Below are 12,512 nucleotides of genomic sequence, written 5' to 3'. Positions count from 1 at the left end.
TGCCCGCGGCGACCTCGGCAGGTGTGCTGTTCGCGGCGCGGGTCGCGTGGTGCGTGCTGTCGGCCACGAGGCCGCGCCAGGTGTCGGTGCGTGCGCTCACGGCGATGTGCCTGCCGGCACCGCTGGCGTTCGGGGCGGGCGGTCCTCCGGGGCTGGCGGTCCGTGTGCTGACGGTGGCGCCGGCACGGACCGCCTGGCAGGCGCGTCGGCCCGGACCAGGGACGCGGACCCTGTACAACCGGCTTCAGAGACCGGGGCGGCACCCGCCCGCTTCAGGAACGCGCTGCGGCGGGCTCATCCATCCGCACGCGATGACCGACCCGGGGGCGACGGACCTCCTGGTATGGGGATCGACCGCGGTCAGTGGCACGTCGTCAGCAAGGTGCTCACCAGTGTGACTACGGCCAGCAGGGGTCCGAAGGACGTGATGGCGGCTGTGAGCCCGTGCCGCGTCGCCTCCCATCGGTTGTCGTCGGCCTTGAGGCTGATCCAGGTAACGGCCAGGCCGGTGACGAGGCTGATCAGGATCACGATCGCGATCCACGGCATCACGGCCAGAAGCCGATCCATGGGCTGTGACGCGTGGCAGGTGGCCGAGGGTGCGGCGGCGATGACGGAGTCGAGCACGGTACCGCTCCTTCCATGACGGGTGTCGGACGCCGGGCGGCGTCTGACACCCATCCGGCCGTCTCCGGAGGCGTCCGGCGTCGGACGTTCCCGTATCAGGGGCCGAATCCGCAGGTCACAGCAGTGCCCGGATTTTTCCGGCCGGATCCGGGGCGGACCGGTGCCGCGGTGCGGTAGGAAGAAGTGGGCAAGAGACAAGGGGGGTTTCCGTACCGTGCAGGAAGACTTCGTCACCGCGCTGACGTCCCTGCGTGAGCTGGCGAACCGGCCTACGTACCAGGTGATCAGCCGGGAGTCGGGCGTTGGACACTCCACCCTCGGTGACTGGTTCCAGGGCAAGAGCGTCCCGATGAGCGCCGAGTCGCTGTCGAACGTCGTCGTCGCCCTGCGGCGCAGAATCGTGGACAAAGGCCTGGACAAGGACTGGCCGCCAGAGAAGACGGCCGTGTTCCGCCGGCTGACGCCGCAGTACCTGGACGGCCTGCGCAAGGCGGCGCACGCTCCTGGAGAAGGTTCCCTCAGCCGGCTTCGCCGACTGACCGCGCAGGCGATGCGTGACCTGGCGGTCGTGATGGAGCCCGGAGCCAGGTTCCGGCAGGGGATCCGGCTTGAGGAGCTCCACGTGGTCAGAGGCGTGGAAGACATCGTTCTCGCCGCCGTTCCAGAGCGCTGTGCGCAGCTTGTCGCCGGCGAGCCCGGTTCCGGCAAGACCACCGTGCTGTGGAGCCTGCAGCGCACCTTGTCCCAACGGCCCGGCACGGAAGCGCTGTTCATCAAGGCGACGCATCTTCTCGACGGTCTGCGCACGGATGCGGCCGACGTGCCCACGGCGCTGACCGTCGACGAGATCATCGACGCGGTCCGGTTCTGCGAAGCGACACGTGTGACGCCTGTCCTGCTCGTGGACACGCTCGACCTGCTGATGCACAGCGGCGAAGGACAAGAGCTCGTGGTGAAGCTGCTGGAGGCAACGAGGCGGGCCGGGATCTCGGTGGTGGTCTCCTGCCGGCCGGGTGAGGCCATGCAGTTGCCGTTCGAGACGCTCGAAGGCGACGAGACCGCGGCCGAGGCAGCGGAGGCGTCCACGCCGGAGCCGAGCGCGACACCACCCCAGCGCAGGGATGCCTACCTGCGGCCCCAGCTGATGCTGGGCTGGTACAGCCCCAGTGAGCGCAGCGACGCCATCGCACGGCACAGCCGGGTGTTCTGCCCGGACCGTCTGTACGGGGCGGGCGCCGCCGAGCGTCTGGAAGAGGACATCACGGACGCCGTCTACCGGGACCTCCCGCTGCGGGAAGTGTGCGACAACCCGCTGTACCTGCGGCTGCTGTTCGACATCTACGCACCTGACCCGCCCATCAAGGATATCGACGTCGCTTCCCTCTTCGACGAGCTTCGACGGCGGCGCGTGCACCACGACACACGAGCCGGGGAAGGGGACCACTCCGCAGGCCGGTACGCGGACCGGAGCGTGCTGGACACGGCCAGAGCGCTGGCCCGGTACATGCTCGCCGCCAACACCCTGGAAGTGGATGTCCGCAGGGACGGGCACCACTTGGAGGAACTGCTTCCGGACAAGTCATGGGACGACATCACCATCGACCTGGACGAGCTCCGGCGTCGTGGCTTGGTCGCGGCCATCCCCGAGACGTCCTCGGTCCGCTTCTTCCACCAGACGTTCTTCGAGTACATGGTCGCCGACTATCTGCGGACCGCACAGCGCGGCCGTGAGCTGATCGAGCGGATGCTGAAGCACCCGGACGACCTGGTCCTGGCAGCCGTGGCAGGCCAGCTGGTGCCCCGCGAATCCCCGGGGACGTCCGACGAACTGCTTGAGCTGCTCCTGCGGGACAAGCGCCTGGCGCCGGTCGGTATCGAGTTCTACGCCCAGCTGCGCTCACCGGGCAAGGTGACCGGGACCGCCCGAGAGGAACTGCGCACACTACCCCCGGAAGCCGTCAAACGCTTCCTGAAGGTGCTGCCCGGCCATCGGCACCACGCGGCCGACCGGTGGGTCAGCGACCTGGAAGCGGTCTGGGAAATCACGGGTGAAGCAGGCTACCGAGGCAGCAGGACCGTGCGCCTGCAACTGCTGGAGGCGGTACGTCGCCTGCTTCACCAGCACCCGCCTTCCGCGATCGAGTTCCTGGACGAAGAGGACCGGCTCGGCTGGCTGATCGGTATGCCGGCGCAGGAGCTGAGCACCCACAAGGAACGCTTCCTGGGCCTCCTGCGCGCCGCCTTCCCGTACGACACCGACCAGTCGCTGGCATGGATGGGCGCCGTCTGCCGGCGGATGGTCGCCGCTCGCAAGTACGACGTCGCCGCGGACGTCGTACGGGCTGCCGCTGAGGAGGCCCGGCGCGTCCAAGATCCCCGCGACCGCGCGAAGGCGCAGCGTGCGGCTCTGGAATGTTTTGAGGGGCTGCTCGAGGACCGGGCGCCGGGGAGCAAGAAGAGCCTGTATCTGGAGCCGGTGGAACAGGCCGTGGGTGCGCTGTGGGCCGCATGCCAGGCCTCGTTGCCGCAGGAGGAGCTCCTGGAAGTGATCCGGCTCGTCCTGTCCGCTCCGCTGAACCAGGCATTGGAGCGTGCTCACCTGCACGGGGCAGGTCTCGTGGCCAGACGGCTCGAGGAGCCCGCGGCCCAGGAGGTGGTCGGTCTGCTGGTCGACCTGCCCAGCCCGGCAGCGCAGACTGCGGCCTCGGACCATGTGCTGGTTCCCGCCTTGCGCCGCGGCGGTGCCACGAGTGCGTTTGACCGCCATCTGCGCAGGGTCTGCCGCGATGCACTGGGGCTGCTGCCCTCCCCCGCCCATGAGGGCCGACGCCGTGCTGTGCCCGCTTGGTTCGCGGATGCGGTCGCACAGGCGTCTCCCGCCCCGGCTGTTCTCCTGGAGCTTCTGCCGGCCGGTGTTCCGATGGAGTTGTGGCTGAATGCCGAAGGCCTTGCCGCGCTTCTGGTGCCTGCCGCGGTCGCCGGGCACTCTGGTGCGCTGCATGCTCTTGAGCAGTGGGCGGGCAACAGCGAGGTCCGGTCCATGCCGGCCACCGCAGCCGCACAGGGCGCCATCAGGACGGCGTTCACGGACGTGGTCGGCGATCACCCGGAGATGCTGGGCTACCTGATCACGGAAGCCGCGCTCACGAAGCGGACCTCGTTCCTCACCACGGCCGTCGACACCGCTGGACAACACGGCAACCCACCGTCACCCGTCGACCAGCGGCGGCTCCGCGAGCTGATCCACGGATTGTGCTCGACGGACGACAAGGGCAGCAAGCGGGAGGGGTACCGGCTGTGGCGGGCACTGACCGACCACGCCGGATGGCTGCCGCCGGCGCCGGCGGACCTTGTGGGCATCCTGGAGCAGACCATGCCCGGCCAACCCCTGCATACGGCTGTCCTGCACATGGCCGAGTCCGCCGCACAAGCCGATGCCTGGACGTACGCGGACGCGATCCCCCTGCTGGATCACCTGACAGCGCTCATGCCGGACTCCGGCCCGGGCGACCCCGGATCCGAGGAACAGCATCTTGTCCGCCACGTCGTGGCAGTGATGTGGGGCCGGCTCGCCCCCGTCGACAAGAAGGAGGAGCGGGACCTGGCGTTCCGCACCCTGTTCGAGCTGGTCCTGCCGGAAGACGGCTCCATGGACACATACATCAGCGTCAACGTGCGCGAGCTGGGCTGGCTTCTCAAGCGCATCGCGGCGGTCGCCCCCGCGGAAGCAGCCAGCGGCCTTGGGGAGTTGTCCTCTCGACTACGGACGTACACGCCGCATCCGACCAGCCTCACCAACGATCTGGCCGCCCGCCTGAGGGCACTTCTGGTCACTCTCATGGACAAGCTCGGCACCACCGGTCGCAAACGGCTCGTCGTGACCCTCACCTCTGGCGAGCCGGCCTTGGCGCGAAAGACCGTGGAGGTCTTCGCGCAGCTGCACGAAATCTCCCTGACGACCCCTCCACCGTGGTTCCGCGCCCTCGCCGATCGCGAGGAGCTCCCGTCGGTCGTACGGCAGACGGTTACAGCTCGTCTGCGCCTCCATGCCCGGATGCGCTGCGGCGGGCCGTGGCCTGAGCTGCACCAAGATCCACAACTGTCTGTCACGGCGGGCAGCTGACCGGCCGGCAGCGGACGCGATGCCGTCCCGTCGGGTGGTGTGGGACGTGAGGATCCGCGCGGCGAGCACCGCAGGGCTCGACATAACCGGTCGACACCCCGATCCGGTTCGGGTTGGCTGGGCGGCATGCCGGAGCTGCGAACCGACCGTCTGCTGCTCCGCCGCTGGCGGGAGTCCGACCTCGAACCGTGGGCGGCGATGAACGCCGATCCCGAGGTCCGAGAACACCTAGGGGAACTGCTCACACGAGAGCAGAGCGATGCCGCGGCGGCCCTCATGCGGGCCGAGTTCGACGAGCGAGGCTTTGGCTGGTGGGCACTCGAGGTTCGGGAGACCGGAGAGTTCATCGGCCGTGCCGGCTTGGACGAGGTGGGCGAGGACATGCCGTTCGCGGGGGTCGACATCGGTTGGCGGTTGAAGCGCTCGGCATGGGGGCACGGTTACGCCACCGAGGCCGCCCTGACCTGCCTGGCCTTCGGCTTCGAGGCCCTCGGGCTGCCGGAAGTGGTCGCGACGACGACAGTCGACAACCTTCGCTCCCAGGCAGTGATGCGCCGGATCGGTATGACCCGGGACCCGGCCGACGACTTCGAGGACCCGAGCGTGCCCGAGGGGCCGCTTCGCCCGTGTGTGCTGTACCGGATCTCCCGCGGAGGAACCTCCGTCTGATCGCGCAGCTCCTGGGCACCGAAGAGCGGACCCGGGGTGGTGTCCGGGTGGTGACTGCGTGGTAGATGCCGGGAGGCCACGGGCGAGCCGGCCGTGTTCGGTCCGGTCGTTCTGGGCCCGGACGCCCCCCGGCTCGTCGACACGCTCGCCGCGGCCGGTTCGAAAACCCCTGACCACGATCCGGGCCAGCCCCTCCGATCGAGGCCAGTGGCTCGGCGGCAGGCGCCGGAGATACCTTCGAGCCAGTCACGGATCGCGTCGCTCGGCGGGATGCGGCCGGCTCCGGCTTTTCGATGTTTTGTCGACATGCCGGTGGGCGGTGGCCATATCTGATCGGTGCGTACGCGGTGCGGCTGGGTGCCCGACACCCCTCAACTGCCCTGCTCGCTGCTCTTGCGCCGCCCATGCCCAGGCTCTATAACGTCTCCAGCAGGTATCGGCGGGGATGGCCGGAAAGGGCAGTTGCCGCCGACCAGGGGGGATCCTCGGCTCCGCCGCGATCGGCATCAGTGCCCGACGACCGACGGAGACCGGACCAATGACCGACGACGCATATCGTGCTGCCCTGACGCGCCTGGCCGTCGACCCGGCCTTCCGTGCCGAACTCGACGGCGACACCGGAGAGGTGGCGCGAAGACTCGGCCTGTCACCCGCTCAGGTCGCCGCACTGCGCTCCCTCCGCGTCGAGTCCGGCACCGACGGGGGACCAGCCGCTCTCGACCCACGACTGTCCAAGTCGTCCCTGTTCTTCGGAAGCGCGGCGCATGCGCTGGCGCATCATGACGTCACGACCGGCGGCACCGTTCCCACGCACGACGTCTCCGCGACGGCGCACGACGTCTCCACGTCACACGACGTTGCCGCGACCCACACCGTCCCGGCGGACCAGGTCTCCGGCGACCACGACGCCGGGGGCCCGGCCTCCCCGGTCCACCCGGCCGACCTGTCCGCTCCCGCCGAGGGCCAGGAGGGTGTCGGCGGCCTCGACACGCCCTCGACCGGTTCCCACAGCCTGCTCGGCGGCCCGCTGCCGGACCGGTCTCCGGCCGAAGCGGCGGGAGGGGGACCGGGTGGGTTCGGTGAGTTCGGTGGGTTTGGTGACCTCGGCGGATTCGGCGAGTACGGCAACGAGGGCTCGGGCGCGGATCTCGGCGGGCTCGGCGGGGGTGCCGAGGGGGGCTTCGGTGACTTCGGCGGCGGGTTCGACGGAGGTGCCGACGGCGGGTTCGGTGGCGCCGACGGTGGCTTCGGCGACGGCGGTCCGGGCACTGGCGGTTTCGGTGAGGGCGGTCTCGGTGCGGGTGGGTTCGGCGACCTCGGAGGGCACGGCGGCTTCGGCGGTGCAGGCGGTCACGGCGGCTTCGGCGGCGTAGGCGGGGACGGTGGTGGGGACGCCGGTCACTTCGGTCACGGAGGCATCTACGACCGCGACGGCGGCGACGGCGGCGGTGACGGCGGTGGTGGCGGTGGTGAGGGTGGTGGTGACCCGGAGAACACCAACCGTCCCAGTGGGGGTGGTGGCCATGGTGGTGGTGACGGCGGTGGTGGCGGTGGTGAGGGTGGTGGTGACCCGGAGAACACCAACCGTCCCAGTGGGGGTGGTGGCCATGGTGGTGGTGACGGCGGTGGTGGCGGTGGTGAGGGTGGTGGTGACCCGGAGAACACCAACCGTCCCAGCGGCGGTGGTGGCCATGGCGGCGGTGACAGCGGGGGCGACGGAAACGGCGGAGGCAGCCAGGAGAACATCGGTCGGCGTCCCGGCGGTATCGGTGAGCCCGGCGGTGGCAACCGCATCATCGTCCAGGGCGGCCTCCCCGCCTCGGACGAGGGTGGCAGCGGTGACCACATCATCGTCCAGGGCGGCCTGCCCGCGTCCGGCCTCGGAAACGCCGCCACGCACCTCCCGGGCTCCGGCCCCGCCGCGGAAGCCGACGCAGGCTTCGACGGAGGAACGTTCGCCAGCGGTTCCGGCGCCGGCTGAGCCACCGCATGCTCTGCCATGTCTGCCGCGTCCACGTGCGCCGCGACTTCCCGTACTGCCTGCACTGCGGCACCCCGCGCCGGGGTGCCGCACCGACGTCGTACGCCGCGCCCCAGCTGCGCGGCCTCGACGACCCCACGCTGCTCGTCGCGCTGACCGGGCCTGTCACCACGCTGGGCCGGGGCGAGGACAACGACGTCGTTCTGTCCGACGGCAGCGTCTCGCGCCGGCACGCCCGCATCGTCCGCACCGCCGACGGTTTCCGGATCGAGGACCTGGATTCCTTCAACGGCATCGCCGTCGGCGGAGTCGACCTGCACGGTGGCACGGCCGGCCTCGCCGACGGCACCGAGCTGTCCGTCGGTGACGTACGCCTGGTGTTCGAGCAGCCCCGCGACACCCGGATCGGCTCCCGCACGATGGTCGTCGGCACCCAGCTGACCCATCTGCCCACCGCCGGACAGGAGGCGGCCCCGGAGGCGAACGGCCCGCTCACGGCGCGTCCCCGACGGCGTTCCGGCTGGGCCCTCAAGCAGGTGCCCACCGAACGCGGCGCTCCCCGCTGGGTGCTCAGCAGCACCCGGACCGGCCGCTATCTGGAACTGGACGAGCGCCAGGTCTTCCTGTGGCACGCCGTCGACGGTGAGAACACCGTACGGGACCTGCTGTTCGCCTACGCCGACCGCTACGGCGAACTCGCCCTGCCCCGCATCGAGTCGGCGTTGGCCGGATTCGCCGACGCAGGGCTGCTGCGCGGCCTGCCCGGCCGGCCGGAGGAGGAGCGGCCGAAGGGCTGGCGGCGCGCGGCGAGTGCCGTGTACCGGGCGCTGCTGAAGCTGGAGGTGTCCGTCCCCGGCCTCGACCGGCTGGTGACCCGGCTCTACCAGGCCTTCGGCTGGCGGCTGTTCACCCGGACCGGGGTACTGATCGCCTGGCTGTCGGTGGCCGGCGGCCTCGTCGCGTTCTTCGCCGCACAGGACGGCCACCACCTGCTGGACTTCGCCGGGGCGGGCGTGTGGGGGCCGGTCCTGCTGGCCGCCGGATACGTGACCGCGCTGATCGTCCACGAGCTCACACACGCGCTGGCCGTGAAGTCGTACGGCCGCAGGGTCAGGCGCGGCGGGTTCCTGCTGATGATGGGCATGCCGTTCGCGTTCGTGGACACCAGCGACATGTGGTTCGGCACCCGCTGGTCACGGGTCGTGGTGGCCCTGTCCGGACCGCTGTCCACGGCGACGCTGGCCGGCTGGTGCGCCACGGGCGCGGCACTGCTGCCCGCGGGACCCGTCTCGGCCATCCTCTACCACCTGGCCTTCGGCCTCTACCTGAACACCCTCTACAACTTCAACCCGCTGATGCCGCTGGACGGCTACCAGGCGCTGACCGACGCCCTGCGCGTGCCCCGGCTGCGCGAGGAGGCGAGCGCCTACTTCCGCACGGGCCTGTGGCGCGACCTGCGCGCGGGCAACCGGCCCGGCCCGCGTCAGGCCGGCCTGGCCGCCTACGGCCTCGCGGTCGTCGTGGGCACCTACGGCTTCCTCGGCCTCGCCCTGCTGGCCTGGCGCTCCCGGATCGGCGACCTGCTCAAGGGCCGGCTGCCCGAGCCGTGGACCACCGTGATCGAGGCGGCCGTGGTCGCCCTGGTCGCCTTCCCGGTGTGGTCCGCGCCCGTGCGCTGGCTGCTGCGCCGGGTACGGCGCCGGGCCGACGCGAAGGACGTACCACCGGTCACCGGGATCGCCGCACCCGTGGAGGGAGCGGCATGACGCAGGACACGCCCACCGACACCGCCTGGGCCGTCCCCGGCTACGCGGCCGTCCGGACGCTCGGCGAGGGAGCCGGCGGCCGGGTCCTCCTCGCCCGGCACACCGCGACCGGCGTGCCCGTCGCGATCAAGTACCTGAGTGAACGCCTACGGGCGGACCGGGAGTTCCTGGCCCGCTTCCGCGCCGAGGCTCGGCTGCTCGGCGAGCTGCGGCACCCGTGCGTGGTGCGGCTGTACGAGTACGTCGAGGCACGCGCCGGTGCCGCGATCGTGATGGAGGCGGTGGACGGCGTCAGCCTGCGCCAGCTGCTGCGCCGGCACGGGGCGACCGGCGCCGAGGCCGCGCTCGTCCTGCTCAAGGGCTCCCTGCTCGGGCTGGCCGCGGCCCACACGGCCGGGGTGGTGCACCGCGACTACAAGCCGGAGAACGTCCTGGTCCGCGCCGATGGCACCAGCGCCCTCGTTGACTTCGGCATAGCGGTGCGCAGCGGCCGGGAGACCGAGGCCGCGGGCACGCCCGCCTATATGGCGCCGGAGCAGTGGAACGGCGAGCCCGTCGGTCCGGCGGCCGACGTCTACGCGGCGTCCGTGGTGTTCTTCGAGTGCCTGATGGGCCGGCGGCCGTTCCCCGGCGACGACGTGACCGCACTGCGCCTGCAGCACCTGCGCGCACCGGCCCCGCTGGACGACGTACCCGCGCCGGTGCGTGTGCTCCTGCGCGCGGGCCTGGCCAAGGACCCGGCGGACCGGCCCGACGTCGAGACCTTCCTCGCCGACCTGGAACGGTCCGCCACCGAAGGCTACGGCGCCGGCTGGGAGGAGCGCGGCCGTCGCAGACTGGCCGAACTCGCCGCGCTGCTCGCCCTGTTGTTCCCGTTCACCACGACCGCCGCGCTCGACGGCTCGGCCAGTGCGCTGACCCTGCTGGGCCGACTGAAACACGGAGGATGGAAGACGGTGACCGGTGGGGTGGCCGCGCTGGTGGTCGTCACGGGCGGAGCGACGTACGCGACGGGCCGCCCGCACGAGACATCGACGACGGTGGCGAGTTCAACCCCATCGCCGGTCAACTCGCTTACGACTCCGGTAACTTCACCTTCCGGATCCACTTCGCCGACCGTCGTCCCGTCGCCCACGGCCGACGCGCCGCCCTCCATCACTCCCTCGGACAGCCCGTCGTCCTCGCCGCCCCCGTCCTCGCCGGCCCCGTCCACGGAGACGACCGCACCGGCGGATCCGCCGGCCACGGCGCCGCCGAGCACGGCCGCCCCCGGCACGGTCACCCTCACCATCGGCTCCTGGCAGCGGGGACAGAAGCCGGGCACCCTCATCGCGGCGGTGTCGGTCGAGACGACGGGCACCGGTCCGCTGACCGTCACCGCGAACTACTACGTCGACACACCCGCCGACCCGTACGGCTCCCAGTCCCAGCCCTTGTCCGGGAGTACGCGCTACGACCTGACCTTCGAGGCCGACTTCTCCAACCACCCGTGCCGGGGCACCTGGGACGTCACGCTCAGCAGCGATCCGGCGGCGGCGAACGGTCCCCAGACGGCCTCCCTGGACGCACCGCCGTGCTGACCACGCTCCCGAGGGACCCGAGAGCCACCCCCTGCCGCGACGAGAACGGATCGACATGACGACAGCCACCGCAGTGGCCGGCCGCCCCCTGTCCGGCTGGTCACGGCGCGCCCGCTACGGCACTTGGCACGCCCTGCTCCCCGCCGGGTCCGGCGAGCGCACCCTCGGCGCGCTGCGCATCGACCGTTCCCTGCTGGCACCCGAGGGCACGCGCGAGCGCCTGGCGGCCGCGGTGCTCGCCACGGCGAAGCTCAGGCTGCCCGGCCTGCTCGGCACGGTCGACCTCGTCGCCGAGGCCGACGAGGTGTGGCTCCTCACGGCCCGCCCACCGGCCCCCACCCTGGCCGACGTCCTGTCGTCGGCCCATGGCCCTCGCCAGGACGCGGGCAGCGCGGCCAGCATTCTCAACGAGACCGCCCAGACCCTCCTCGCCCTGCACACGGCAGGCATGACCCACGGCTCACTCGGCCCCGGCACCGTGGTGATCGCCCCGGACGGGGTCGCCCTGCTGGCCGAGGCGGAGCTGGGCACGGCGCTGGGGGACATGGCCGCCGAACCGGTGCCGGGCGCCACGCCGCACGCCGACCGCCAGGCGGTCGGCACCGCTGCCTGGGCCGCCCTGGCCCGCACCCTCGCCGCCGCCTGGACGCAGCCCGGAACCCCCGCGGCGGACCTGTTCGCCCGCTGCGGCGCCACCGCCGAGTCGGAGGGGCTGGCGGCGGCCCGGGCCGCCCTGGTGGCCGGGCGCGCGGCGCTCCCGGCGGACTTCCTGCGCCGCACGGCGCTCCGCGCGGCGACCGCCGCCTCGACCCCGCGGTTCGCGCCGCCCGAGGCACCCGTACCGCCCGTTGCGGTGGCCCCCGATCACCCGACTCCACCGACGGACCGTCACCCGGCGGCGCCCACAGCCCACCCCGCCCCCCTCCCCACCGCCCCCGAAAACCCTGCTCCCGCACCCGGCCACTCGTCCCAACCGTCCGGCACCGCCGCCCACCTCACCACGGCGGCCCACGCCCACAGCGCCGCAGGCCCGCACCCGCGCGCCCCACTCCCGGCTCCCGGACCTCACCCACCAGCCGTCGCCGACCAGGTCACCACGGTCGGCCGCGCTCACCGGGCCACCGCCCCGGACACCCGGGCGACCGTCCTCGGCAAGCGCAACCGTGTCACCCTGCCTCCGGCGGCGGCAGGGGAGGACTCCGGCGAGATCCTGCTCCGGTTCGGACCCGGGGTTCCCCTGGCGGAGCAGGACGTCCTGCGTGCCCGATGGCGGACCGAGGCAGCGGTGCCCGCCCCCTCACGCTCGCGCCGCGGACGCCGGGGCTGGATCGCCACCACCGCCGTCGTCGCGATCGCCGCCGTCCTGCTCTGGCTGCTGTTGCGCCCGGCCCCCGCTCCCGCGGTGGTCGCCGTGCGGGTCCAGGCCCCCGCGGGGCCGTTGCACTGCGGTCAGACGGCCGACCTGGTCGGTGTCGTCACCACCGACGGGGACGGCGGCCCCGTCACCTACCGGTGGCTGCGCGCGGACGGCCAGGACTCGGGCGAGCTGGTCCGCACCGCCCACCGCGGTGAGCGCCGGGTCAGGGTGCACCTGCGCTGGACGGTCCGCGGCGCCGGCCGCTTCCGGGGGACCGCCCGCCTGAGGATCGTGCACCAGCCGGCCCCGACGGAGGCGAAGGCGAGCTTCACCTACGTCTGTCCTTGAGAGCCGCCGCGGGGTGAGCCGCGTCGCATCTGAGGGCGCGAGGTTGCTATGCAACGAGTTG

General features: G+C 72.1%; 7 protein-coding genes. 5 read left to right on the top strand and 2 right to left on the bottom strand.

Features of this window, described 5'->3' with window-relative positions; genetic code table 11:
- Positions 1–360: 360 nt before the first annotated feature.
- Positions 361–627, bottom strand: a complete 267-nt coding sequence (locus ACWC94_RS17815) for a hypothetical protein (protein WP_450797512.1) — start codon at positions 625–627, stop codon at positions 361–363.
- Between the two features lie 214 nt (positions 628–841).
- Here ACWC94_RS17815 and ACWC94_RS17810 point away from each other — a divergent pair, with 214 nt between their 5' ends.
- Both ACWC94_RS17810 and ACWC94_RS17805 read left to right on the top strand, forming a co-directional pair.
- Positions 842–4,750, top strand: a complete 3,909-nt coding sequence (locus tag ACWC94_RS17810) for a hypothetical protein (protein ID WP_450797511.1) — start codon at positions 842–844, stop codon at positions 4,748–4,750.
- A 126-nt stretch (positions 4,751–4,876) separates the two neighbouring features.
- Positions 4,877–5,419 carry a GNAT family N-acetyltransferase gene (locus ACWC94_RS17805; RefSeq protein ID WP_450797510.1) on the top strand — a complete coding sequence of 181 codons (543 nt, stop codon included), beginning with the start codon at positions 4,877–4,879 and terminating at the stop codon, positions 5,417–5,419.
- 847 nt (positions 5,420–6,266) lie between these two features.
- Here ACWC94_RS17805 and ACWC94_RS17800 read toward each other — a convergent pair.
- Complete coding sequence (locus ACWC94_RS17800; protein WP_450797508.1) at positions 6,267–7,319, bottom strand: hypothetical protein; 1,053 nt, start codon at positions 7,317–7,319, stop codon at positions 6,267–6,269.
- 89 nt (positions 7,320–7,408) lie between these two features.
- Here ACWC94_RS17800 and ACWC94_RS17795 point away from each other — a divergent pair, with 89 nt between their 5' ends.
- From ACWC94_RS17795 to ACWC94_RS17785, 3 genes are read left to right on the top strand one after another with little or no spacing between them, the layout of a single operon-like run.
- The gene (locus ACWC94_RS17795; RefSeq protein WP_450797507.1) at positions 7,409–9,166 is read left to right on the top strand and encodes an FHA domain-containing protein; all 1,758 of its coding nucleotides are present in this window, start codon (positions 7,409–7,411) and stop codon (positions 9,164–9,166) included.
- On the top strand, positions 9,163–10,746 hold the full coding sequence (locus ACWC94_RS17790; RefSeq protein WP_450797506.1) for a serine/threonine-protein kinase: 1,584 nt from the start codon (positions 9,163–9,165) through the stop codon (positions 10,744–10,746). The genes ACWC94_RS17795 and ACWC94_RS17790 overlap by 4 nt, the downstream gene beginning before the upstream one ends.
- A 55-nt stretch (positions 10,747–10,801) precedes the next feature.
- Positions 10,802–12,451, top strand: a complete 1,650-nt coding sequence (locus tag ACWC94_RS17785) for a hypothetical protein (protein ID WP_450797505.1) — start codon at positions 10,802–10,804, stop codon at positions 12,449–12,451.
- Positions 12,452–12,512 lie beyond the last annotated feature (61 nt).

The organism is Streptomyces sp. NPDC001135 (assembly GCF_053598395.1).
The sequence above is the reverse complement of the archived record's forward strand: the minus strand, read 5'-3'. Positions and strand labels throughout refer to the sequence as shown.